The organism is Variovorax sp. AC103, from assembly GCF_979254005.1.
Genome location: NZ_CEEDFC010000020.1, coordinates 128,989 through 152,779, shown reverse-complemented (window position 1 = coordinate 152,779; position 23,791 = coordinate 128,989). Strand labels below are relative to the sequence as shown.

Here is a 23,791-nt window from a genome sequence, read left to right as displayed (position 1 = left end):
CGAGATCCTATGACTCGTCTCGTGGGCTCGGAGATGTGTATAAGAGACAGGTTCCCTCTCATGGTTGCACGTCGTTCTCGCAGTCAAGGTCTGCGCGCACGGTGTGCTCTGGCGGCCTGCGGCCGTCTGCGAACCCTGACGGCTGCGCTGCGGCGTGCGGGCCTCGGTCTCGGGCAATTCCGCCCCTGCATCCTTCCAAGGAGAGACCGCCATGACGACACTTCTGAACGACGCGCTGCGCGCGCAGCTTTTGGCCAACCGCCTGGCTTCGGCCGAGGATCCCCGGTTCGATCCGCAGCCGGTGGTCAAACTCTTCACGCCGCACGCGGGTGCGACCTGGCTGCTGAGCGAACTCGATGCGGAGGACATCGCCTTCGGGTTGTGCGACCTGGGGTTGGGCTTTCCCGAACTCGGGTATGTGAGCCTGGCGGAGCTGGAAGCCTTCCGGGGGCGCTGGGGGCTGCCGATCGAGCGCGATGTGCACTTTGCTGCCGACAAGCCGCTGAGCGGTTACGCACGTGAGGCGCGATTGGCAGGACGCATCGTCACCTAGCAGGGGGGCGCCGGCATCGGCTCTCGGCGGTGCCATTCTTTCCAGGGGCACGAACTCGCGCTGGCTCGATCAAGTCGACTCTGGCTGGCATCCGCAGCACGTGCAGGCCCTGAATGACCGTGCGCTCCGATGGCTCGGATGCGAGAAGTGCAACGGGACGATGTGGGGCGCCTGTGAGTCGCCAGAGAGGTCCATGCATCTTGCCGATGCAGGCATCACCTGCGCGCGATGCGGCTTGAAACGGCCGATGGTCTTCGCTTTCATGGCGTCTGAAAAAGACGCCTTGGAGGTTGGGCTCGATCCCTTCCGCCATCTCCGTTACCGAAATTAAAACCCTCAAACCCGTGCTACCGTTCGGAGTTCGATGGCTGAGAGGTGCGAATGGGCAGTGCGATAGAAAAGTCGTTAGCGATTCTCGATTATCTGGCCAGCCGTCCCGAAGGTGCCACGCTCGCAGAGATTGCCAACGCGTTGAATCAGATGGAAAGCGGTTGTCACCGCGCATTGGCCGAGTTGATTCGCATGCGCTACGTGCGCCCATTGCCCCAACGCGATGCTTACGCGCTCACGACCAAACTGGTGTCGACCGCCCTCGGTTATCTGAGCAAGTCCGGGGTGGTCGACGTTGCTCAACCAGTCATTGACCTTCTCGCGCACGCGACTGCGGAACTCGTCAGATTGGCCATCGTGGACGGTGAGAAACTCACCGTCGCAGCGACAGCGCAAGGCGCAAGATCCGGCCTCATCTATGAGCCGCAGGACACCGGCGTCGACCTTCGACTGTCATGCAGCGCCGCCGGCCAGGCATGGCTCATGACCCTGCCGGAAGACATTGCCGCCCGATGTGTGGCGCGCCAAGGCATCGGTATGCCGGATCGCTACGGTCCGGCGGCACCACGTTCTGTCGAGGCGCTGATGAGGGTTCTGGACCAGCACCGCGAGCGTCGCTTTAGCATGACCGAGAACACCTGTGCGCTGGGGCTCAGCGCATTGGCCGCTCCAATCCAGCGCGCTGGCATGCCTGCCATGGGGGTCATCGTGATCGCGGGTCCCTCCTCGCGTTTGACGTCAAAGCGTATGCAGGAATTCGGGCCCGCATTGCTTGCCGTCGCCGGCGAGCTCGCAGCGACAAGCGATGCGTCTGCGCTGATGAAGTCGTCCAACGCGGGAACTTGGGGCGACATCGCGGAAACCCCGGCGACTGCGGGCGAAGACCCCGCCAAGGGCGGGTAGCGCGAACGACACAGAACAGTCCGTGCAGCGGCGCGCCGCTGAGCGGTGCCAGCATGCCGACAGCAAAAACCTCCCCATCGGAACGGCTTCGAGCACCCGCTCAGGCAATTGAGTCAGGCCGGCTGTTCTCGGAGCATCTCCGACATGGCCCTGATGGCAGCCCGGTACCCGCCAGGTCCTAGACCGGCGATCACGGCGGTGGCCACCGCGGACATATAGGAGTGATGGTACATCTCCTCTCGGCGATGGATGTTGGAGATGTGGACCTCGATGATCGGCCCTGGAAACATCTTGAGCGCATCCATGATGGCCATGGACGTGAACGAATAGGCTGCGGGATTGATGATGATGCCGCTGCCCGTGTCGATGGCCTCGTGGATCCAGTCGATCAACTGGGTCTCGCTGTTGGACTGGTGGAACTCCAACGGGATCGCCCCGGCTTCGTCGCGGCACATGGCCTCGATTTCGGCGAGCGTGGTCTTGCCGTAAATCGCAGGCTCACGCTTGCCGAGACGGTTGAGGTTCGGACCGTTCAGAATGAAAAGCGGCTTGGTCATGGGTGGGTACGCTTGCAACGCGAGAGGGTTTCAGAAGCCGCTGTGGAACAGCTTCGCGGGGCCGGTGACAAGCCAAGGAAAGAAAACCATCAGGAACATGATCAAGAACTGCGCGATCATGAATGGCATCACTCCCTTGGTCACTGTGTCCATCGACATTCGCCCGACGCCGGCCACGACGTTGAGTACCACGCCAACCGGTGGCGTGACCAAACCGATGGCGTTGTTCATGATGAACATGACGCCAAAGTAGACGGGGTCGATCTTGGCGGCGATGACGACCGGCATCAGAACGGGCGTGAGGATCAGGATGGTTGGCGTCATGTCCATCGCGGTGCCGACGATCATGACCAGCACCATGATCGCCACCATCAACAAGATGGGACTGTCCATGAAGGGTTGGAGCATGCCTACCACCTTGCCGGGAAGGTCTGCCACCGTGATGAGCCAGGCTGAAACCATGGCCGCAGCCACCAGGAACATCACCACCGCGGTGGTCTTGGACGCCTTCTTGAAAATACCGAACAGCTGCGAGAGTTTGAGGCCGCGATAGATGACCGTCGCGACGAACAGGGCGTACACCGCCGCCACCACGCCGGCCTCCGTCGGCGTGAACACGCCCATGCGCAAACCGACCAGGATGATCACCGGCAGCATCAGCGCCCAGCCACAGCGACGCAGCGTGGTCAGCAGTTCCTTCAATGGCTTGCGCGGCGGAGGCACCACGCCTTCATTGCGCGCGACGTAGGCCCAGGTCACCCACAGTGCAAGCCCCATCAGCAGGCCCGGCGCGATGCCGGCCATGAACAGCTTGGAGATCGAAACGTTGGCCGTGACGCCGAAGATGACCAGTCCGATCGACGGCGGCAACACCGGCGCAATCACGCCGGACGCCGCGATGAGACCGGCCGCGCGATGCGGCGCGTGGCCGGCGGCGACCATCATCGGCAGAAGCATGGCGGTCAGGGCAGCAGCATCGGCCACCGCGCTGCCCGACAGTGCCGAAAGCATGATCGACGCGACGATGGTCACGTAGCCCAGGCCGCCTCTGATGTGACCGACAAGGGCCATCGCGAATTCGACGATGCGCTTCGACAGTCCGCCTTCGTTCATGATCTCGCCGGCCAGAAGGAAGAAGGGCACTGCCAGCAGGGGATAGCTGTCTGCTCCGCCCAGCAGGTTCTGCGCGAGGATCTGGGCTTCGAACAGGTCCATGTGCCACATCAGTGCCACGCCGCTGACCAGCAGCGCAAACGAGATCGGTATGCCGATGGCCATCGCCAGCAGCAGGGATCCAACGAAGATCGTGAGTGTCATGCTCGCTCGCTCTGTGGTTTGGTGAGGTCGGCGCCATGCGGCAGGTTGAGCGCGGCCAGGTCTTCGGATTCCTGGACCATCACCAGGTCGTCATCGTTCATGTGACCGGTGAAAAGCAGCCACAGGTCCAGAAGCAGCACGATGCATGCGCAGCCCGAAAAAGCCACACCAGCCGCATGCAGCACGGCCATCGGCAACTGCGTGGAAGGTGCCAGCACATCCATGTTGATGCTGGTTTGTTCCAGCGCGCCCCTGAAGACCAAGTAGCAGACATACAACATGGTCAGGTGGCCGAGCACGAGGCAGATTTTCTTGCCGAAGGGTGGCAGGCGCGACACCAGGGCGTCGGTGCCGAGGTGCGCGTGCTCGCGCAGCGCGACGACACACCCCATGAAGGTGATCCACACGAACAGCCACCGCGAAATCTCTTCGGACTGGGTGATCGACGAGTTGAAAACATAGCGCAGAACCACGTTGCTGAAGACCAGCGCCACCATGATCATGAGCGCCACGGCCATCACGTTCGTGACACCGCGGCAAAAAGAATCGATCAGCTTTACCATGCCTGCTCCTCTGTACGACCCGTCGGCGCGCCATGCGCTCAGCGGCATCGCGGACCCCCAAAACGACCGCCGACTCCAACTGTCAGGAATTGGAGCGGGCTTGAATTTGCAAAATCAGAACTTGGAGACGCGGTCCAGTTCGGTCTTGAAGAGCGTGATCACGGCCGGGTCGTACGCAGCGGAAAACTTGTCGTAGATCGGCTTGACTTCGGCGCGCATGCGGGCCGTCTCGGCGGGTGCAACGGCGTTGTACGTCATGCCCTTGGCCTGGAGTTCGACCAGGGCCTTGCCGGCGGCCTCGCGGCTCGCCGCACGCTGGTAAGTCTGGGCTTCCATGGCGGCTTCCTGCAGCAACTTGTGCTCTGCAGGTGACAGCTTGTCCCAGAAGCGCTTGCTGATCTGAATCGGGTTCGTCGCGTACACATGGTTGGTGCCGCTGACGTACTTCTGGACTTCGTAGAACTTGCTGGACAGGATCACCGAATAGGGGTTCTCTTCCCCGTCGACCGCCTTGCTTTCGAGGGCGTTGTACAGCTCGGCGAAGGGCATCGGCAACGGGTTGGCCTTGAAGGTCTTGAAGGTCTCCAGGAACACCGGGTTCGGGATGACGCGCAGCTTCAGGCCATCCAGGTCTTCGCCCTTGGTGATGGGCCGCTTGCTGTTGGTGACGTTGCGGAACCCCAGGTCGAAAAATCCCAGGATGACGATGCCCTTGTCAGCCAGCTTGGCACTGACCATCTTGCCCAGCGGGCCGTCCACCATGGCGTCTGCCTGCTTCCCGTTGCTGAACAGGAAGGGGAAGTCGAACAGTCCGAATTCCTTGACGACGCCGGTCAGCGAGGTGGTGGACGCCACGAGCATCTCCTGCACGCCGCCCTGCAGCGCGGATTGCTGCTGCAGCTCGTTGCCGAGCTGGCTGCTGGCGAATTCCTTGACCGTGATCTTCCCGCCGCTCTTGGCCGTCACGAGCTCGGCGAACTTCTTGACGCCCCAACTCGTCGGGTGGTCCGTGTTGTTCAGGTGGCCGAATCGGATCGTTCGTTCCTGAATGTCCTGTGCTTGAACGAGCGTGGCGGCGATGAGCAGGGTGAGGCCGCCTGCCAGTTTCAAGAATTTCGATGCCATGAATGTCTCCTTGGATTTGGAATGTAAGAATATTATTGAATCGTCAGGTAAATCGCAATGTATATGGTGATCAGGGTATTCTCTGATTGCCAAAGCAGCGACCCGAACCGAAAACTGCACAGAATTGCGATCCGCACAGGAGCAACCTTGTTAACCGACCATTCCCTAGATTCCCAAGACAGCGCCACCGTCGGCGAGGTCGCCTATCGCCGTATACGCTCGGACATCGTTCTGGGCCGCCTGACGCCGGGGCGGCGTCTGCCGCTGGAACGGATGAAGGAGGCCTACGGCACCAGCGTCAGCACGCTGCGCGAACTGTTCAGCCGCCTGGCGACGGAAGGTTTGCTCGTCGCGGAAGGGGCCCGCGGGTTTCAGGTCAGCGCCGTCTCGTCGGCCAACCTACGAGACGTGGCGTCGATGCGGCTTCTTCTGGAGGGCCATGGACTCAAGGAGTCTTTTCAGCGGGGCGACCTTGAGTGGGAAGGACGGGTGGTCGCGGCTTATCACAAGCTGGCGACCATGGAAAAGCGCATGGCGACCGATGCGCATGCGCCAGCGGAAACCTGGCGCCAGTACGACTGGGCCTTTCACGTGTCGCTGATTTCGGCTTGCGGGTCCGACCTGCTGCTGCAGACCTATGCATCGATCTGCGACAAGTACCTGCGCTACCAGATGATCGCCGCCATCTTTCGTGGCAAAGAGGCAGCGGACGAGCACCAGGTCCTCCTCGAATGCGCGCTCTGCAAGGACTGGCAGCGCGCGCAACAGACCCTGACCACCCACGTCGAGGATTGCGTCACGCAGATGACCTCGGTGCTGGACGCCGCCTGAACCGAATTTCGTGAGCAAACCCATGACATCGTCAACAGACCCGCTGCGCATCGGCATCCTCGGCGCCGCGCGAATCGCCCGTTCATTCGTCGACGCGGTGCGGCCGTCGGCCAAGGTCTTGGTCACCGCCGTGGCGAGCCGCGACGGCGAGCGCGCTGCAGCCTTCTCGCGCGAGCTCGGCATCGACCGGGTCCACGCGAGCTACGAGGAGCTGCTTGCCGACCCCGACATTGACGCGGTGTATGTGCCGCTCCCCAACAACCTGCACGCGGCGTGGTCGATCCGGGCCGCCGATGCCGGCAAGCACGTCCTCTGCGAGAAGCCGCTCGCCGCCAGTGCGTCGCAGGCACAGGCCATGTTCGCGGCCGCCGAGAAGAACGGCGTGTATCTCGTGGAGGCCTATCCATACCGGGCGCAGCCGCAAACGCTCAAGGTTCGCGAACTCATCGCGGCTGGCGCGATCGGCCGAATCCAGCTCATCCAGGCATCCTTCGGCTTTCCCATGGCCGACGCCGCCAACATCCGGATGGACCCCGGTCTTGCGGGGGGTGCGCTGATGGACGCAGGCTCGTATCCGGTGAGCTTTGTGCGCACCGTAGCAGGCGCGGCGCCGTTGCGCGTGTCCGCCTTCTCGCGATGGGGCGCGACGGGTGTCGATCTGACCACGATGGCAACGCTCGAGTACCCGGACGGTGTTCTCGCGCAGATCTCGTGCAGCTTCACTACCGCGCGTCACCGGCAGGCATTCGTTGCGGGCGACGCGGGTTCCATTCACACCACCTACTTCAACGACACCGGCGCCGACTTTCCTCCGCTGGTGGACCTGCGCCGAGGCACCGGATGGGATGCGGCACGCGAAGTGATCCAAACCGAGCCGCTTGCCGGGTTTCTGGCGGAAGCCGAGTCGTTTCACGACCTCGTGCGATTCGGTTGGGGCGGATGGACGGGCGCCACCCCCGCCGAATCGATCGACATTGCGAGGACGCTCGATGCGATCGTGGCCAGCAGTCGCCTTGGCGCTGCGGTTGACGTTGCCCATGAGCGGGGGAATTGAGAATGTCGCTCCCAGGTCGTGCAGCGTTGGCAATGTGGTGGGACATGGCGCCCGAGATGAAGCTCGAATTCGAGCACTGGCATTCGCATGAGCATTTTCCCGAGCGCCTCGGCGTGCCCGGGTTCCAGCGGGCATCGCGCTGGACGAGCGCTGCCGGGGGCGAAGGCATCTTCGTCATGTACGAACTCACTTCCTATGCGATCCTTTCATCGGATGCCTATGTCCGTCATCTGAACACGCCCTCGCCATGGTCCATGCGGATGATGCCGCACCATCGGAACATGGTCCGCAGCCAATGCCACGTGCTCGAGTCGTCGGGCAGCAGCGTTGCGAGGAACGCGCTGACCCTGCGCGTCTCGCCGATGCAAGACGGCGCCGACGAGCTGCGTGCCTTTTTCAAGGCGCTCTGCACGGCGCTGGTCCAGCGGCCGGGCATCGTGGGTGCCCACCTGTTGCGTCATCAGACGCCACTCGTCGCCGAAACCACCGAACAACGCATTCGGAACTCCGCCGACCGCGTGGCCGATTGGGTGTTCGTTGTTCATGGGTACGAGACACACGCCGTGCAATCGCTCGTCGATGCCGATCTTTCGGCTGGGGCGTTGCGGGCGTCGGGCGCGGCCGACGGTGCGATCAGCGGTCTCTACACGCTATCGCATTCTGCGACGCCCGACGACATGGCCGGCTTGAACGCACTTTGATGGACAGGCAACGCAACTGCTACGCGCCGTTCTCCACTTCAAGCTGGCGCGTGATCCTTGCTTAGGAACGTGGATGGCCTTGCCAGTCAGCGGGTACGTTCACGGCACCCGCCTTGTGACGACTTTGGCCAATGCGGGGGTGAACTTGCTTGCGCCTCAATGAAGCCGCAGCACCTCGAACTGCTGTCGGGTGAGCGCCACCCGTATCGACACCCATCACCCTCGCATTTGCCCCGCATGGCCCTGCCCAAAGGGGCCTCGCTGCTGATGACCTGAACAAGCTCGGCGCCGCTGACCAACGTCATGTTCCCCCCATCCGGGCCGAGAAACAGCTGTTGCTGCTTGTCGTCGGAATCGACCAGGCAGACCAGCGTGCCGCGCTGCATGCCTTTGCTGGCGTCGCAGCGACGTGGGCGGAATCGGCGCCAATTGGCCATCGCCTGGCGGATGGCTTCGGCGCGCCGAGCTTGGCCGGTGGCCAGGTAGGCGGCTTCGATTCCCAAGGGGTCGTATTTGTTTTCGGCGATGTTTTCTTCATGAGTCGCCGTTTCATGGGCCGCCCGCACTGCCTGTTCGGCTTGCAGCAGGTCTTCGGCGAGCGATGCGCTGTCGGCGCTTCACAGCGCCCTGACGTCCGAGCAGCGGCACCTTGCCGACCAGAACCTGCCGGCGGTCATTCCCTGAATTCCGGGGGGGAATCGACCTCTTCGGGTCAGGCCGCCAGGTCGAAGCAGCAACCCGCGTAGTAGGGCTTGTCGCCGCCGGTCACGAAGGGCACCTCGATCGGCTTGCCCTCGTTGCGCCACACGTCGCGCTTCTTGTAGCCGGAGCGCGCCAGGTCGGCCAGCAGCTCGTCGTGGTGCTGGATGCGGTAGGGGCACACGGCCACGCCGATGCTGTTGAGCGTGAAGATCGTGCGCTCCGGGTGCACGGCCGTGGTGTTCATGATGATCCGCCTGGGCTTCACGGGCAGCGAGGAGAGAATCGCGTCCATGCGCACGGGCAGGTACTGCAGGCTGCCGGAGGCATACAGCACGTCGCAGCCGCTCGCGTCGCGGTAGTCGGTGGTGAAGGCCAGTTGCACGGTGGCCTCGCGCTTCACGGCCATCGCGCGGCCGCTCTCGACCACGCCGGGCACATCGCACACGGTCCACCGCAGCGTGTCGGGATAGCTCAGCACGCGGCGGAAGGCGTAGTACTTGATGCCGACGTGGCCGCCCAGGTCGAAGATGCGCGTCAGGCCCGCATCGATCGAGCGGCCCAGCCAGAACAGGCTCGGGTAATCGTAAAAATAAATCTGGGGGCTGTAGAGCTCGCCCGCGTCTGCGTTGGCGTAGCCCACGGCCTTGGAGGGCGGCGCGCCGGCCTCGGCTGCCGCGAAGCTCTCGAACGACCCCATGAACAGGTTCTCGTCCGTGTTGTCCAGGAACTTGCGCCTGTAGGCGCTTTCGCTGGGTGGGAACCGCAGAAAGCTAGAGAGCATTTTGGTCTCCGGTGGCGCCTTCATTCTGAGCGCGACCGAAGGATTCGAGGCCTAAAGCCATGCTCGTCGGGGGCAGTTACCCCGCAGGCGTTACAAACCGCTGGCCAGTGAGCCTGCATGTGCTGGGCTACAACCTCTAACGAGTGATCGCCATCCTGGCCATGAGGGAGACGATGAAGGCGGTACGGCTGGTGGGGGCGTGAGCCTCTTTACGGCGCGTCAACGGTGCACAGAGAGCCGCTGGGCTTCAGATCCGTTCGTGCCCGCCTGCGACTCCTGGATGGCCTGTAAAGCGCCGGTGGCCCTCGCGACGCGGATGATCGGCATACCGCAGAGCCGAAGGCGTTTGCGCACAGCCTCGGCCACCAGCGGTCGTCCCTGAAGGTCGGCTTCGGGCAGCCCTCGGCCCTAATCACATCGCTCGGCTCGGCTCACCACAACGGTGGCGCCGCCCGAGGCAAGGCTGCTCCAGCCTTGCCTTCACTTCATGGTCGCCTCGGTGAGCCTTGATGGTTTAACTGAACGTCTCGGTGCATACCCCGCGGGCAGAGAGGCCGACCCCTGGCGTGCTCCCAGGCGTCCTCCCAGGCGTCACTCGCAGCAGTCGCTGAATTCCGATCGAACGGTTGGTTGAGCCGGGCATCAGGAGAGCCGCACACCTGCAGGCTGGGCGACAGTCCGCCATCGACACGGAGGTTGACGCCAGTGATATATCCGGCGAGTGGGCTCGCGAGAAAGGCAACCGCGTCCGCAATCTCCTCCAGCCTGCCGACTCGACCGAGTGGTACCTGCGCGAAGAGGGGCAGCGCCACACGCTCGATTTCGGTGCACGGCGCATCCAAGCTCGCCAGCCCGCGTTCCGCAGCGGCCTGGCGGAATGCAATCTCCAGCGCCGGGCTGCGTGCCGTTCCGGGAGACACGGCATTGACGGTCACACCATCGCTCGCCACAGCCTTGGCCATGGACGCCGTCATCGCGTTGAGTGCCGCCTTGCAGGCCGAATAGTCTGCTCGGGACGCCGGCGGCATCACCGCCGCGAGGCTGGAGATGTTGATCACGCGGCCCCATCGCGCCTGTTGCATTCTGGGCAACAGGCGAGTGCTGACCCGAAGCGCGGCGAGCACGTTGCGGTCGGAGGCCGCCGTCCATGACTGCGCTCGCGAATCCGCCCAGCTCTCCGTCGAGCCGCCAGAACCTCCGGCGTTGTTGACCACGATGTCTATCGGACCCGCAAATGCCTCCGCATCATCGACCAATCGCTGCACTTCGTCATCGTGGGTCAAGTCGCCAGTCACGACATAGGCACGGCCGCCGTTGGCGATGATGTCGTCCGCCACTGTCGCTGCGAGAACCCGGTCCCGCCCATGGACGATCAAGATGGCGTGCTCGAAAGCGAGCTTTCTTGCAATGGCCTCGCCGATACCTTTGCTGCTGCCCGTGACCAGGCCCTGTCTTGCCTGCCAGTTCAAGATCCATTCGAGAGGCCCGATTCCACTTATTGCTTGGTCAGGTCTGCTCGGGCATTGGTGGACGCTGTCTTGTGAGCGCGCGCGTCCGACACCGTCAGCCAAATCGCAGAGACGAGAAAATAGAAGGCGCCAAATGCCGCGTAGGGAGCGATGTCGTCAATGCTGATTGTCTTCAGCCCGCTGGCTCGGTGGACGAACAAGGCGCCTGCCAGCGACGACTGGGCGCCGCTGAGAACCATCGCCCACTGCGCACCGTAGGACTTCCAGCGCCGAACAGCCGTCGCGAGTTGAAAGACTCCCGCCAGAGCCGCCCATATCCCGAACACCAAAAGCACCGCATTCATGCCCATCCCGAGCGTCAGCGCGACCGCGATTGTCGTCACGGCGCTAACGCCCACGTTCAGAGCCTGCGTCGGGTTGCTCTTCAATCCCCCGTTGCGTCTTGCGTCGACCAAGTTCGCCGCAGCGTCCCAGAGTGGATAGACGAGAAGCAATGCAGCAGAGATGGCGGGCGCTCCTTTGCCCAGTGTGAACGCTGCCGCGACCCAGAGGATCGAAAACGCAGCGCGGGCGAAATAATAGGGCTTGAGCCACTGGTTTCCCGGCGGGGAATACTTCGGGTTGAAGTTGCTATCGGACATGTGAGTTCCTATTGGTGATTTGAAAATCAGGTCCACGTCGCCGGGATGGCCGATGGACCTGGGTGTCTGTCGGTGGTCGACCACCACTGCAGGCAGAAAGCAAGCGTTGTGGGCGTTCAATGACAAGGACCGCTTGCGTCGGCGTGCGAGCGCTTTGCAAGGGGAAGCGAGCTTTTAAAGATCGCTTTGGCCGAAGGGCATGAACCGGTTCAGCGTCTCCCAGAAGACAGTAATTTCTGGAAGGCAGCTTCATCGCATGGAAGCTGCAACCTTAAGTGCTGCCGCGCCAGCGCACTAGCCCACCTCGGGCACTTTCACTACTAAGCTAAGGTTATGAATTCAGCAATCCTCAACCGAGCGAACACATGTCCAATTTGCGTGGCATCGAAACCTTCGTGCGGGCGGTGCAAGGCGGCAGCATCGCCGCTGCGGCGCGTCAACTGGGCATCAGCGCTGCGGCCGCAAGCCAGAACCTCCGCCGGCTGGAAGAGGAGCTTGGCACGCGTTTGCTGACGCGCACCACTCGCTCGCAGGCACTGACGGAGGCGGGTGAGGTGTATCTGGCCCGGGTCAGCCCCTTGCTCGACGGGCTGGCCTACGCCAAGTCCGAACTGTCGGGGCTGCAGGACGTCGTGAAGGGGCGGCTCAGGCTCTCCTGTTCGGTGCCCTTTGGCCGCCATGTGTTGGCACCGCTGATACCTTCCTTCTTGGCACGCTATCCGCAGGTGAACCTGGAAATGATGATCACCGACCGCAATGTGGACCACGTGAAAGAGGACGTGGACGCCAGCATCCGCTACCGAGACGTGCTGGAACCCGGCCTGGTGGCGCGTCCCATCGCCACTTCCCCTATCTTGATCTGCGCGGCGCCCGCTTATCTACGGCTGCATGGCCACCCCCGAATCCCCGAAGACCTGGCAGCACATTCCTGCTTGACCTTTCGCAGGCCACTGGACGGGCGCCTCGTCCAATGGCCGTTCCTGCGCGACGGCATGCGGTTTGCTCCGACTTTCCACACCACCACGGTTTGCAACGACATCGATACCCTGGCAGCCTTGGCCCTGGCCGGTGCGGGCGTGACCCGACTCAGCAGCTTCATTGCCAACCCCCTGATCGCCGCCGGCCTGCTGGAGCCGCTGTTCCAGGCGGCCGATGGACGGGATCAGACGCTCGCGGACCCGGAGCCTCTGGAATACTTCGCCTGCTTCCGCGACCGCAAGCACTTGCCCGGTCCAGTGCGGGCCTTCGTCGACTTCATTGCCGCAGCGTTGCAGGACCACCCACTGCTGCGCGCGCCAGTGTGGCCAGCGCTGGCCGTCTGCTGACTCTTGCGAGCTCAGAGACGACAGCGACAGTCAAGGCGCGAGCCTCGTCTGCCGGTCAGCACTGAATGGCAGCTTGATGGTTCGCTGCCTGAAGTAACAGGTGTCTGCACCGGGCCCGGAGCCAACGTAGCGTCCTCTCGAAAGCAGACCTCAAAATCGCGGCCATCTACCTGTTCTCGGGCATTGCCCATGGGTAGCGCTTTGTATAGGATCGCCGCCTTACAAAAGGTAACGCGGGAGATCATGAGGAGCATTACGGCAAGGGCGCGATGGCTCCGCGCTCCATCCATTTGGCTTTGGCCGGTGGCCCTGTGGCTGGGCTGCCTTCTGGGCTTGTCCGCATGTGGCGGCGGTGGCTCCGGCGGCGTGAGCTTCGCCGGCTCCGGACTCAACCTCACCCAGCCGCCCGCGGGCCTGGGCTACGCGATGACCTCCGCGGTCTACGAGGTCGGGCAAGCCATCGTGCCGAACCGGCCCAACGCCAGCGGCGCCGCCGTGGCGCGCTATGCCGTGGCGCCGCCGTTGCCGACGGGTCTGGCGCTCGACGCTGGCACGGGCGTCATCAGCGGCACGCCCACTGCCGTGGCCGCATTGGCCGTGTACGTCGTGACCGCCGAGAACGCCGGCGGCGCCGCGACGGCCCGTGTGCAGATCGAGGTGCGCAGCACGCCGGCCGCGCCGTCCGGGCTGACCTACCGCGAGAGTGCCGCGATCTACACCGTGGGCCTCGCCATCGCGGCCAACGCGCCCGCCAGCAGCGGCGGTCCGATCACTGGATACAGCATCGCGCCAGCTTTGCCCGCGGGGCTGCTGTTCGACCCGCAGACCGGCGTGATCAGCGGAACGCCCACGGGAACTGCTGCGGACGCGGTCTACACCATCACCGGCACCAATGCGACCGGGTCGGCCGTGGTCACGTTGCGGCTGGCAGTCCAAGCGGCGCCAGTGGCGCCGGCCAGCGTGGCCTATGCCACGCCGCGCGGGCTTTACTCCGCAACGCAAGTCATCGTTCCCAACACGGCGTTGGTGACCGGTGGCACCCCCTCGGCGTTTTCGGTGACGCCAGCGCTGCCCGCGGGCCTGAGCCTCAACGCATTGACCGGCGCGATCACCGGCACGCCGGCGGCCATCCAGCCGCTGGCGACATACACGGTCACTGGCAGCAACAGCGCGGGCTCGGCGCAGGCACAGGTGCAGATCGCGGTGACCGGAAGCGGCAGTTGGGCGTTGGAGCCGACGCTGCCGACTGGACGGCACTACGCGCCGGTCGTGGGCCTGCCCAACGGCAAAGCAATGGTCATCGGCGGGTTCACGGCCTCCGGGGTGACCGCGTCGGTCCTCATCTACGACCCGGCGGCCCACAGCTGGACCGCGGCCGCGCCGATGTCGACGCCTCGCGCCGACGGGTCGGCGATCGTGCTGCTCGACGGGCGCGTGCTTGTCGCAGGCGGCGACAGCACGGGCAACTCCACCGTGGCCTCGGCCGAGATCTACGACCCGGCCGCCGATACCTGGCAGCCTGTCGCGAACATGGCCGAGCCGCGCACGCGTTCCACCATCACACGTCTACCCGACGGCAAGGTCCTCGTCATCGGCGGCTACAGCCGCAACCCCGGCTTGACCTTTTCGCAGACGGCCGAGCTGTATGACCCGGTGGCCAACACCTGGACCCCCCTGGCCACGCCGTTGTCCTCCCCACGCGCTCAGCATGCAGCACAGCTGCTGCCGGGCGGCAATGAAGTGCTGGTGATCGGCGGCGTCAACCAGAACGGTTTCGTGACCTCCGCCGAGCGGTTTCCCGTCAACGACAGCGGTACCGTCACGCCCGTAGCGGGCACCGTTCCCGCAGCCAACGTCTACACCTCGGTCCTGCTTGCAGGAGGGGACGTGCTCGCGATGGGCGACGGCAGCACGACGGCCTTAAGGTTCAATGCCGCCACGTCGAGTTGGACGGGGAGCAGCTTCTCCGGCACGCGCAGCCTGCCGACCCTGACGACGCTGGCGGACGGCCGGGTGCTGCTCGCGGGCGGTACGGCAAGCGGCGGCGTTCGTCTGACTACCGCGGAAATCTATAACCCTGACTTCGACGTCTGGACACCGGCGAGTTCCATGACCACCGGGCGCAGTGCCGCCTCCGCGGTCCTGCTCGGCGACGGCTCGGTCCTGATGGTGGGCGGGTTTTCCAGCTCGGGCGAAATTGACGGAGTGGAGCGCTTCCTGCCCTGAGCCTTGCCTGTCAGGCGAACGGCCGCTCACGTGGCCTGCGAACGTCGACGATCTGGCAACACGAGGACCGGACCGAAGGCCGACGCAGGGCCGGATCTTGCCCGACGGCGCGAACGGCGGCATCGACGCGCAAGGCACGCGCCGTCCTGCGGGCGCGGTCTGCCGCCGTGGCGACCTGCTGCTTCATCAGCTCGCCCTCGGTCTGGCGGTGCATGGCCGGCATGGCGGCGCCTCCTGGAAATACAACACGGCACCGTGGCGCTGCTCCCGTGGGATCGCCGTCCATGGCCATGGGCCTGTGACTGGCGTCGGGCGTGGCGGCTGCGCCAGGCCGGGTCCGCGTGCGCGGCGTTGAAGGGGTGGGGGCCAGGGTCCGGGTGCCGCGACGTCAGACACCGCCCGCGCATGCTCGCGCATGCCGGGCGGACCGGTCAGCGCTTGGGGTTTTTGTCCTTGTCCGCCAGCGGCACGGCCTTGGTGACGGTCACCGACACTGGGTCGCTCGCGGGGAAGGACTCCTCGATGCCGTTGTCGATGGCTTCTTCCGACGGATCGTCCACCACTGGTGGCAACGGTTGTTCGGGATTGGACGGGTGGTGGTCCGTTGTAGGGAAAGGAAAAGGTTTGGATCGGGCGTCTGCGGACGCATCGGGTGGCGTGGGGTTCGACTTCGGCATTGGGGGCTCCTGGAAAAAATCAGGCAGGCAAGTGAAAGAAGGAAGCGAGGCAGGAAGTGCGATGCCGCTTCGGGCACCGACCAGATGAGTTGATAGCCATCGCACCAACGCCGGTGTCGGACAGTCGCTGAAGTTGGGCATGCCGCGGTCGGGCTTCGTCGGCGGCCCGGTCAGGCCCTGTCGCCTTGCCCCTCGAGGTACTTGCCGCGCAGGTCTGCCGTCGACTTCACGCCGATATGGCGGGCGTTCACCGAGAGCCATTTATCGCACGCCGCATGGCCCGCAGCCCGAAGCGACTCGAACAGCTCGAGGCCCACGGTGCGCTTGATCGAGGGCTCCAGGAAGAGCGTGTCGAGCTCATCCGGAAGGCTCAGCACATGCAGGCGGATCGCGGCGCCGGTGGCGTGGCGGTTGAGCAGGTCGATGGCGCGAAGCTCGCCCACGAGGCCGTTGATCGACGCGATCTCGTTGATGCGGTTCAGGATGTTCTTCGCGGTCGTGGGCACCTCGCCCCGATGCAGCGGCGTGAGTTCGACCATGAAGATGTCTGCGTCCGGCCGCTTGCCTTCGTACAGCGGCCACAACGTGGGGTTGGCCCCGTAGCTGCCGTCCCAGTAGACGGCGCCGTCAATCTCCACGCCCTGAAACATGAGCGGCGCGCACGCCGATGCCAGCAGTGCGTCGATGGACATGTCGGCAGGCTCGAACACCCGCGTGCGCGCCGTGCGAACGTCTACCGCGTTCACGAAGAGGCGAGGGCCATTGGCTTGGCGCAATGCATCCACGTCGACGACCGATGCCAGCAGCGCACGCAGCGGCGACATGCCCAGGGGGTTGGCCTGGTAGGGCGATGTCAGCGGCATGGCGTCGTCCCACAGCCCCATGCCGGGTTTGCGCAAGGGCAGCGTCAGGAAGGTGAGCGGCACCCCCACCGGGGCCACGCGGGTCCACAGCAGCCGCAGCCGCGCCTTGGCGCCCTCGCGGCCGCCGTGGGCGAAGCCCGTGGCCAGGGCTGCGCCGTTCAGCGCGCCGGCGCTGGTTCCGCTGATCGTTGCGATCTCGATATCCTCCTCATCGAGCAAGCGCTCCAAGCAGCCCCATGTGAAGGCGCCGTGTGCGCCGCCGCCTTGCAAGGCAAGGCTGAGGTGTTTGCGTGGTGTCGACGGCATGGGGCCTACTTTCTGGCCGCCTGCACCAGCACCGTGGTGGCCAGCCGGATGCTGCCCACCGAGGCTGCGGTGGCAAGGAGCCCGCACGGCGTCAACTCGACTTTGGCGTCGAGGAAAAAGGGATGGGTGCCGATGTGTAATACAGCCAGTTGCGTCGATTCGGGCATCGCCATTTTGCTCCCAAAAAATGCGACTCTGGTGACAATCAAGGGCGGCCCAGGCGGGCAAGCGCCGAGCGTGCACGTAGGAGCGCCCGCCAAGGTGCGGTTGTAGCCCAGGCGCGTCATCGCTTCGGCGAGCGGCTGGCGATTTGCCATTAGCCCGACCACGGATCGACTGCCCGAAACGAGATGTGCTCGCGCCGCGCGAATGTTCCACTGCGCGCCGCTCTTGAGCGACGCCGGCACGGGCAATGGTTGCCACTGGCGCCGACACCCCAACAGCTTGTGCCGCCTTCTCACCCGTGATTCCGGTAGCAATCTGCTTCCAGAACTGCCGCTCCACCTCTCGCCGAAGCGAAGGCGCACCGGGTGAGCGCAATGCACCTCGCCCCGTCAACTTCTGCATCCACCCCGCGGGTCGTCCCATAAGCACCTCCAAGATTGAAAGTGTTGCGACGACCGGTTGAATACGCCCAATACGTCAGCATCCGGTACACCGAACGACTGGGCGAGGCTGGCATTGAGCCATCGGTGGGCAGCAAAGGCGACTCCTATGACAACGCCCTGGCCGAGACGATCAACGGCCTCTACAAGGCCGAGCTGATCCATCGCCGGGCACCGTGAAAGACCAAGGAGTCGGTGGAGTTCGCGAGCTCGAATGGGTTGTCCTGGTTCAACCACCATCGCCTGCTCGAACCCATCGGCTACATCCCGCCCGCAGAAGCTGAGGCAAGCTATTACCGGCAACTCGCCAGTCAGTCCGCCACGGCGGCGGCATGACTTAAACCAATTAGCCTCCATGAAAGACGGGGCGATTCAATCGACTTATGCGGGCGTGCACTGACTAAGAGCTAAGAAGCTGCGATTGCGAGCGCCATGCCTGGCTTGGCGGAGCTATCGAGACGAAAAATTGCTTTCCCAGCGCGACCAGATTTCTACTGCACGCCGGGCCGCTGAGGGCGCCGATCCTTGAATTTTCGAAGGCGTGCGTGAAAAGCGCGGCGCCGGCGCAGGGTGCGTCACACCGTCCACATCGACGAACGCGGCGCGCGCGACCTGGTGCGGGTGTTCACGCGCCTCGCCAAGGGCCAGCACCGGCGCGAAGCAGGCGTCGCTGCCTTCGAGCAGTGCCGCCCATTCGTCGCGCGTGCGCGTCCGGAAGATGCGCGCCAGCTCGGCACGCAGCGCCGGCCACCGGGCCCGGTCGTTCTGCGCGTCGCGCAGCCCGGGGTCCACGTCCAGGCGCTCGCATAGGTCTGCGAAGAATTGCGGCTCGATCGGGCCGATGCACACGTGCCGGGCGTCGGCGGTCTCGTAGGTGCCGTAGTACGGCGCCCCGCCGTCCAGCGCGTTGCGCCCGCGCTGCTCGACGAAGCTGCCGCGCAAGGCGCTGGTGGCGAACAGGCTCATGAGCGAATTCACGCCGTCGGTGATGGCCGCGTCCACCACCTGTCCGCGTCCGGAGCGCTTCGCCTCGTGCAGCGCGGCCAGGATGCCCACGACCAGGTAGAGGCTTCCGCCCCCGTAGTCCCCCACCAGGTTGAGCGGCGGCACCGGCGCGCCGCCGGCGGGGCCGATGGCATGCAGGGCGCCGGTCAGCGCGATGTAGTTGATGTCGTGGCCGGCGGACTGCGCCAGCGGGCCGTGCTGGCCCCAGCCGGTCATGCGGCCGTAGACCAGGCGCGGGTTGCGCGCCGCGACCTCGTCGGGACCCAGGCCCAGGCGCTCCATCACGCCGGGGCGGAAGCCTTCGACCAGCACGTCCGCGTGGTCGAGAAGACGCAGCACCTCCGCGCGTGCCTCGGCGCTTTTCAGGTCAGCCAGCACCACGCTGCGGCCCCGCCCGGTGATGTCGGTGCGGTCGCCGAGCTTGCGGCCCGACCGGTCGATGGTGACCACGTCCGCACCCATGTCGCTCAACAGCATGCACGCGAAAGGGCCGGGGCCGAGCCCTGCGAACTCGACGACCTTCAGGCCCGCGAGAGGCCCGCTCAAGACCCGCTCCTCAGCCGCCATTGCAGCAGCGAGAACGCAGGTCGCGCCTCGGTGTGATGCTCGTACACCCCTTCGACCTCGGCGCCGATGTGCACGGTTTGCATCGGGTCGCCCAGCAGGTTGCCGACCATTCGCACATGGCCCGCATCGGGCAACTCGCCGAGCACCACCAAGTAGGCGCCGTGCCCTTTCAGCGACGCATGCGCCGGATGCCACACGCGCTCCCAACTGAAGATGCGCCCGCGCGGCGCCACCTCTTCCCAGGCCGGGTCGAACGCGTGGCAGCGGTGGCACAGCCACTCGGGGCCGAACTGCCAGGTGCCGCATGCGGCGCAATGCTGCACGCGCAGCCGGCCCTCGCGCAGGCCCGACCAGTAGGGCGCCGAGAGACTGTCTGGCTCCGGCACCGGAACCGGCAAGCCGAGCGGCAGGTAATGCGTTGTCGTCGTGTCGTTCACAGCACGTTCTCCGATGCCAGCAGCAGGTCGCTCACCGGCGTGACCATCGGCCCGCCGATCACCAGGGCCACATCGCTGTGCCGGGCCTGGCTGGTCGAGGTGCCGCGCACCTGGCGCACGGCCTCCAGCACCAGCTCGAAGCCGTGCATGTAGCACTCCGCCAGGTTGCCGCCGCTGGTGTTCAGCGGCAGCCGGCCTGAGGGCGCGAGCAGGTTGTCGAGCGTGAGGAATTCGTTCGCCTCTTCGGGGCGGAAGAAGCCGTGTTCGGCCAGCGCCATCGCCACGCCGCCGGTGAAGTTCTCGTAGCTCTGCACCACGCCGACATCGGCGGGTGTGATGCCGGCCATGGCGTACAGCTCGGGTGCCACGGTGGTGAAGCTTGCGCTCGCGTAGTCCGGCGCATTGTGGGGAATGGCCCCCGCGCGGTAGCCCGAGCCGGTCGCCGTGCCGAGCAGGTACGCGGGCTTGCGTGCGAAGTCTTTCGCGCGCTCGGCGGCCACCAGCACGATGGCCGCGGCGCCGTCGTTTTCCATGCAGCAGTCGTACAGGTGGAAGGGCTCGGCGATCCAGCGGGAGGCGTCGTAGGTGGCCGCGTCCAGCGGCTTGCCGTGCATCACGGCGCGCGGGTTGGCTTGCGCATGGTGGTAGGAGGCCATGGCAATGGCGCGCACGGCCTCCTGCCGCACACCGTGCTCGTGCATGAAGCGCCGCACGCGCATAGCGAAGCGTTGCGGCGGCGAGAGCACGCCGTAGGGCATCAGGTAGGCCTTCTCACCGGAGACGGTGTCCACGCCCTGCACCTGGCCGAAGCGGCCGTTTTGCCCCTGGGCCAACGCGCGGAACACCACCACGCAGTCGGCGAGCCCGGCCGCGATGGCCGCCGCGCCATTGGCCACGGCCGCGCAGCACCCGCCGCCACCGCCGCCCCATTGCATGGTCGCGCTGCGCAGGCGGTGCGTGCCCAGCGCGGCCGCCAGCCGCGATGCGTCGCTGCGGTCGTCGCTGTACGAGGCAAAGCCGTCGATGTCCCTCGGGTCGATACCCGCGTCCGCGCAGGCCGAGAGGATGGCCTTCAGTGCGAGCTTGAATTCGGCGTCGGGCGACTGGCCGTGCTTGTAGTACGGGGTCTCGCCGATGCCGACGATGGCGACGCGCCCGCGCAGCGAGCGCTGCGTCATGCCGGTGCGCCGGCGGTCTCGTGCCGCACGGCCGGTGCGCCGAAGGCGCCGGCCTGCGCCAGCACTTCCAGCCGGGCGTCGTCGTAGCCGAGCGCCTCGCGCAGCACCTCGTGCGTGTGCTGCCCGACGGTGGGGGCGGCCACCGGGTCGGCGATGGGCGTGCGGCCGTAGCGAATGGGCAGCGCCATGTTGGGCACCCAGCCGACGCCCGGATGCCGAATGCGCGTGACCAGCCGCCGCTCGCGCGCCTCCGGCGAGCGAATCGCCTCGCCCACCGAGCGCACCTCGCCGCACGGCACGCCAGCGGCGCGCATGCGCGCCTGCCAGTGCGACCATGGCTGCAGTGCAAAGGCCTCGCCCAGCAGCGCGAAGAGTTCTTCGCGTCGCGCGGAACGCTCGCGTCCGTTGGCAAAGCGCGGGTCGTCGGCCACGTCGGGCCGCTCGATCACCTGCGCCATCAGCCGCTGGAAGATCTTGTTGTTGCCGCAGTTGATATAGAACGAGCGGTCCTGCGCCTCAAACACGCCCGAGGGGCAGGTGTCGGGGCTGGTGTTGCCGTGGCGCTGGGGTTCGGCGCCGCTGAACACGTGCTGCAGCGTGGCGTAGCCCGTCATCAGCACGGCGTTGTCGAACAGCGCCACTTCCATCGACTGGCCGTGCCCGGTGCGCTCTCGCGCCACCAGCGCTCCGAGGATGGCGTTGGACGCCATCATCGCGGTGCTGATGTCCATCACCGGCGACAGCGCGCGCACGCCCTGGCGGTCGGCATAGCCGTTCATCGACACGAAGCCGCTTTCGGCCTGGGCGATGGGGTCGAAGCCCAGCCGGTCGGCAAAGGCGCCTTCGCGTCCATAGGCCGAGACCGAGCAATACACCACCTCCGGGTTGGCCTTGCGGATGCTTTCGTAGTCCAGGCCGAAGCGCTCCATCACGCCGGTGGAGAAGTTCTCGACCACCACATCGGCCGTGGCCACCAGCGCGCGCGCCACCTCCAGTCCCTCGGGCGTTTTCAGGTCGAGCGCCACGCTGCGCTTGTTGCGGTTCGACCAGAGAAAGGGCGCACCCTGGGCGAGCTCGGGGTGCACCGGCGGGTATTGGCGAAAGTCGTCGCCACGCCCGGGGGCCTCGATCTTCAGCACGTCGGCGCCCATGTCGGCCAGCATCATGGTGGCGAACGGACCCGCGATGAAGTGCGTGAAGTCGACCACCTTGATGCCTTCGAGGGCCTGTGGCGCGCCCGCGGGGCGGGGCGTGTGTTCGGGAAAGTCGGTTTCGAGGTTTTCAAGCATGAAGGTGGTTCTCACATCTGGATGTTGGCTTTGCGCACGACCGGGCCCCACTGCGCCATTTCGTCGCGAATGAGCTTTTCGAGTTCTTGCGGCGTGCTGCTGCGCGCCTCCACGTTGCGCTCGGAGAACATCCTTCGCACCTCGGCGCGCGCGACCGCGGTGCTTATCGCCGCCTGCAGCTTGGCGACCACGTCCTGCGGCGTGTCCTTGGGCGCGAGCACGCCGAACCAGGCCGAGCTCCTGAAGCCCGGCACGTCGTCCGCAATGGCCGGCAGGCCCGGCACCGTTTCGGTGGGCTTGAGCGTGCCCACCGCCAGGTAGCGCACCCTGCCCGAGTTGACGAGCGTGGCGCCGTCCAGTCCGGTGACGAAGGCGGCCTGCAACTGGCCGCCGGCAAAGGCCGTCATCATCGGCGCGCCGCCGTTGTAAGGAATGTGCTGCAGCTTGAGGCCCGCGGCCTCGTTGAAGTATTCGGCCGTGAGGTGCGAAAGCGAACCGTTGCCGACCGAGCCGATGTTCAGCGACGTGCCGTTCTTCTTTGCATACGCGAGGAACTCCTTCATCGTCCTGGCCGGGCTGTCGGCGGGCACGGCCAGGATCATCGGCGTGATGGCCACGGTGGAAATGGGCCGCAGGTCTTTCAGTTCGTCGTACGGCACCTTGCGCATCAGTCCGACCACGGCGTTGGGGCCGGTGTTGCCGAACACCAGCGTGTAGCCGTCGGCCGGGGCCTTGGCAACGTAGTCCACCCCGATGGTGCCGCCCGCGCCGGGCTTGTTCTCGACGATGACGGTCTGGCCCAGCGTCTCGGTCATCGATTGCTGGATGGCACGCGCGAGCTGGTCGGTGCTGCCGCCGGCCGCGTAGGGCACGATCATGCGAATCGGCTTGCTCGGGTAGTTGCCCTGGGCGAACGCGGGCAACACGCCGGCAGCGAGCCACAGGCATGCGGTGCACAGCAGCGAGCGCCGGGGGAGGAAGGCGGGTTTCATGGTGAGGTCTCCTTGTTTTCGTGAATGCGTGGGCCGGTTAGGGTCGGTTCAATTCAGTTGCCGAGCACGGTCGACCAGTAGCTGCGGGCGCGGTCCATGTGCCGCAGGATGAGAAGCTGCGCCTTGGCCGAGTCGCGCGCGCGGATGTGTTCGAACAGCCGGCGGTGGTCGCGCAGCGAGGCCTTGCCTTGTGCCGTGTCCTCGAACATGGCCTGGCGGCGCTCGCCCGTGAACCGGTAGAAGGCATGCAGCACGCGCACCAGCACCGAGTTGTGCGTGGCGTCGACCAGCGCGATGTGGAAATCGGTATCGGCGGCGGCGATGTTCCCGTCTTGCGACAGTACGGCTTCGGTACGTTGCAACACGGCTTCCATGCGCTCCAGGTCGACCTCGGTGCGGCGCTGGCAGGCGAGGCCGGCGGCCAGCACCTCCAGGTGGCCGCGCACCTCCATCGTCTCGGCCACCTCGACCGGCGTGGGCGTGCCGCCCATGTCGGTGAGCATCACCAGCGCCTCGAAGCTGGCTTCGCGCTCCACGTGCCGCAGGTAGATGCCCGAGTTGGGCCGCGACTCGACGATGCGCAGCGTGACCAGCGTGGCGAGCGCCTCGCGCACGGCGTTGCGGCCGACGCCGAGGCGTTCGGCCAGGTCGCGCTCCGAAGGCAGCCGGTCGCCGGGCTGCAGGCGGCGGTCGCGCAGGTACGCCAGGATGCCGGCAATGGCACCGTGGCCACCTTGGCCGCCGGTGGGTTCCTGTGCCTCGGTGGCGGGGTCGAGCTTGGTGGCCATGGTGTG

24 protein-coding genes and 3 pseudogenes are annotated in these 23,791 nt (G+C 65.6%); 8 read left to right on the top strand and 19 right to left on the bottom strand.

Translation table 11 applies throughout. The annotated features are described in order from the left end of the window. Window positions 1-211 precede the first annotated feature (211 nt). Window positions 212-553 carry a DUF2958 domain-containing protein gene (locus AC0IYU_RS25675; RefSeq protein WP_472122728.1) on the top strand — a complete coding sequence of 114 codons (342 nt, stop codon included), beginning with the start codon at window positions 212-214 and terminating at the stop codon, window positions 551-553. 381 nt (window positions 554-934) lie between these two features. Beyond that, entirely contained in the window at window positions 935-1,786 is an 852-nt protein-coding gene (locus tag AC0IYU_RS25670; protein WP_472122725.1) for an IclR family transcriptional regulator, read from the top strand. A 113-nt stretch (window positions 1,787-1,899) separates the two neighbouring features. Here AC0IYU_RS25670 and aroQ read toward each other — a convergent pair whose 3' ends face one another. The 4 genes from aroQ to AC0IYU_RS25650 form a co-directional block, all read right to left on the bottom strand. Then, window positions 1,900-2,343 carry a type II 3-dehydroquinate dehydratase gene (gene aroQ, locus AC0IYU_RS25665; protein ID WP_472122722.1) on the bottom strand — a complete coding sequence of 148 codons (444 nt, stop codon included), beginning with the start codon at window positions 2,341-2,343 and terminating at the stop codon, window positions 1,900-1,902. A 30-nt stretch (window positions 2,344-2,373) separates the two neighbouring features. After that, window positions 2,374-3,660, bottom strand: coding sequence for a TRAP transporter large permease (locus AC0IYU_RS25660; protein WP_472122720.1), 1,287 nt, complete (start codon window positions 3,658-3,660; stop codon window positions 2,374-2,376). Further along, window positions 3,657-4,271: a TRAP transporter small permease gene (locus AC0IYU_RS25655; protein ID WP_472122717.1), complete on the bottom strand. Its 615-nt coding sequence runs from the start codon at window positions 4,269-4,271 to the stop codon at window positions 3,657-3,659. The genes AC0IYU_RS25660 and AC0IYU_RS25655 overlap by 4 nt, the downstream gene beginning before the upstream one ends. Before the next feature lie 66 nt (window positions 4,272-4,337). Further along, entirely contained in the window at window positions 4,338-5,348 is a 1,011-nt protein-coding gene (locus tag AC0IYU_RS25650) for a TRAP transporter substrate-binding protein (protein ID WP_472122714.1), read from the bottom strand. Window positions 5,349-5,405: 57 nt separating this feature from the next. Here AC0IYU_RS25650 and AC0IYU_RS25645 point away from each other — a divergent pair, with 57 nt between their 5' ends. Genes AC0IYU_RS25645 through AC0IYU_RS25635 form a run of 3 tightly spaced genes read left to right on the top strand, consistent with a single transcriptional unit; the run spans window position 5,406 to window position 7,934 of the window. Then, window positions 5,406-6,179, top strand: a complete 774-nt coding sequence (locus AC0IYU_RS25645) for a GntR family transcriptional regulator (protein WP_472122711.1) — start codon at window positions 5,406-5,408, stop codon at window positions 6,177-6,179. 22 nt (window positions 6,180-6,201) lie between these two features. After that, the gene (locus tag AC0IYU_RS25640; protein ID WP_472122709.1) at window positions 6,202-7,233 is read left to right on the top strand and encodes a Gfo/Idh/MocA family protein; all 1,032 of its coding nucleotides are present in this window, start codon (window positions 6,202-6,204) and stop codon (window positions 7,231-7,233) included. A 56-nt stretch (window positions 7,234-7,289) separates the two neighbouring features. Further along, window positions 7,290-7,934, top strand: coding sequence for a hypothetical protein (locus AC0IYU_RS25635; protein ID WP_472122705.1), 645 nt, complete (start codon window positions 7,290-7,292; stop codon window positions 7,932-7,934). A gap of 156 nt (window positions 7,935-8,090) precedes the next feature. On the opposite strand, the pseudogene AC0IYU_RS25630 reads toward AC0IYU_RS25635, so the two are convergent. From AC0IYU_RS25630 to AC0IYU_RS25615, 4 genes and pseudogenes are all read right to left on the bottom strand, one after another. Then, window positions 8,091-8,521 (bottom strand): annotated as a pseudogene (locus tag AC0IYU_RS25630) (GreA/GreB family elongation factor). A gap of 125 nt (window positions 8,522-8,646) precedes the next feature. After that, a complete protein-coding gene (locus AC0IYU_RS25625) occupies window positions 8,647-9,417 on the bottom strand; it encodes a TIGR04325 family methyltransferase (protein ID WP_472122702.1) in 771 nt (256 codons plus the stop codon). Between the two features lie 485 nt (window positions 9,418-9,902). Further along, window positions 9,903-10,886 (bottom strand): SDR family NAD(P)-dependent oxidoreductase, encoded by a 984-nt coding sequence (locus AC0IYU_RS25620; protein WP_472122699.1) that lies wholly within the window; start codon window positions 10,884-10,886, stop codon window positions 9,903-9,905. Window positions 10,887-10,912: 26 nt separating this feature from the next. Next, on the bottom strand, window positions 10,913-11,527 hold the full coding sequence (locus AC0IYU_RS25615; RefSeq protein ID WP_472122696.1) for a DUF308 domain-containing protein: 615 nt from the start codon (window positions 11,525-11,527) through the stop codon (window positions 10,913-10,915). Window positions 11,528-11,892: 365 nt separating this feature from the next. On the opposite strand from AC0IYU_RS25615, the gene AC0IYU_RS25610 reads away from it, so the two are divergent. Next, complete coding sequence (locus AC0IYU_RS25610) at window positions 11,893-12,852, top strand: LysR family transcriptional regulator (RefSeq protein ID WP_472122693.1); 960 nt, start codon at window positions 11,893-11,895, stop codon at window positions 12,850-12,852. Window positions 12,853-13,218: 366 nt separating this feature from the next. Then, window positions 13,219-15,078 (top strand): putative Ig domain-containing protein, encoded by a 1,860-nt coding sequence (locus tag AC0IYU_RS25605; RefSeq protein WP_472122690.1) that lies wholly within the window; start codon window positions 13,219-13,221, stop codon window positions 15,076-15,078. Between the two features lie 10 nt (window positions 15,079-15,088). Here AC0IYU_RS25605 and AC0IYU_RS25600 read toward each other — a convergent pair whose 3' ends face one another. From AC0IYU_RS25600 to AC0IYU_RS25580, 5 genes and pseudogenes are all read right to left on the bottom strand, one after another. After that, entirely contained in the window at window positions 15,089-15,301 is a 213-nt protein-coding gene (locus AC0IYU_RS25600; protein ID WP_472122687.1) for a hypothetical protein, read from the bottom strand. A gap of 208 nt (window positions 15,302-15,509) precedes the next feature. Next, a complete protein-coding gene (locus AC0IYU_RS25595) occupies window positions 15,510-15,755 on the bottom strand; it encodes a hypothetical protein (protein WP_472122684.1) in 246 nt (81 codons plus the stop codon). Between the two features lie 170 nt (window positions 15,756-15,925). After that, window positions 15,926-16,924: a patatin-like phospholipase family protein gene (locus tag AC0IYU_RS25590; protein WP_472122734.1), complete on the bottom strand. Its 999-nt coding sequence runs from the start codon at window positions 16,922-16,924 to the stop codon at window positions 15,926-15,928. Between the two features lie 5 nt (window positions 16,925-16,929). Next, window positions 16,930-17,331 (bottom strand): hypothetical protein, encoded by a 402-nt coding sequence (locus AC0IYU_RS25585; RefSeq protein ID WP_472122736.1) that lies wholly within the window; start codon window positions 17,329-17,331, stop codon window positions 16,930-16,932. A 7-nt stretch (window positions 17,332-17,338) separates the two neighbouring features. Beyond that, window positions 17,339-17,491 (bottom strand): annotated as a pseudogene (locus AC0IYU_RS25580) (IS30 family transposase); the annotation flags it as partial. 65 nt (window positions 17,492-17,556) lie between these two features. Here AC0IYU_RS25580 and AC0IYU_RS25575 point away from each other — a divergent pair. Next, a pseudogene (locus AC0IYU_RS25575) lies at window positions 17,557-17,865 on the top strand (IS3 family transposase); the annotation flags it as partial. Between the two features lie 114 nt (window positions 17,866-17,979). Here the strand turns inward: AC0IYU_RS25575 and AC0IYU_RS25570 are convergent. From AC0IYU_RS25570 to AC0IYU_RS25545, 6 genes are read right to left on the bottom strand one after another with little or no spacing between them, the layout of a single operon-like run. Further along, window positions 17,980-19,080, bottom strand: a complete 1,101-nt coding sequence (locus AC0IYU_RS25570; RefSeq protein ID WP_472122681.1) for a CaiB/BaiF CoA transferase family protein — start codon at window positions 19,078-19,080, stop codon at window positions 17,980-17,982. Continuing rightward, on the bottom strand, window positions 19,077-19,538 hold the full coding sequence (locus tag AC0IYU_RS25565; RefSeq protein WP_472122679.1) for a Zn-ribbon domain-containing OB-fold protein: 462 nt from the start codon (window positions 19,536-19,538) through the stop codon (window positions 19,077-19,079). Before AC0IYU_RS25565 ends, AC0IYU_RS25570 begins: the two co-directional genes overlap by 4 nt. Then, window positions 19,535-20,716 (bottom strand): thiolase C-terminal domain-containing protein, encoded by a 1,182-nt coding sequence (locus AC0IYU_RS25560; RefSeq protein WP_472122676.1) that lies wholly within the window; start codon window positions 20,714-20,716, stop codon window positions 19,535-19,537. Before AC0IYU_RS25560 ends, AC0IYU_RS25565 begins: the two co-directional genes overlap by 4 nt. Further along, window positions 20,713-22,005 carry a CaiB/BaiF CoA transferase family protein gene (locus AC0IYU_RS25555; protein ID WP_472122673.1) on the bottom strand — a complete coding sequence of 431 codons (1,293 nt, stop codon included), beginning with the start codon at window positions 22,003-22,005 and terminating at the stop codon, window positions 20,713-20,715. The genes AC0IYU_RS25560 and AC0IYU_RS25555 overlap by 4 nt, the downstream gene beginning before the upstream one ends. Before the next feature lie 11 nt (window positions 22,006-22,016). Then, the gene (locus tag AC0IYU_RS25550) at window positions 22,017-22,997 is read right to left on the bottom strand and encodes a Bug family tripartite tricarboxylate transporter substrate binding protein (protein WP_472122670.1); all 981 of its coding nucleotides are present in this window, start codon (window positions 22,995-22,997) and stop codon (window positions 22,017-22,019) included. A 53-nt stretch (window positions 22,998-23,050) separates the two neighbouring features. Beyond that, window positions 23,051-23,785 (bottom strand): FadR/GntR family transcriptional regulator, encoded by a 735-nt coding sequence (locus tag AC0IYU_RS25545; protein ID WP_472122667.1) that lies wholly within the window; start codon window positions 23,783-23,785, stop codon window positions 23,051-23,053. Window positions 23,786-23,791 lie beyond the last annotated feature (6 nt).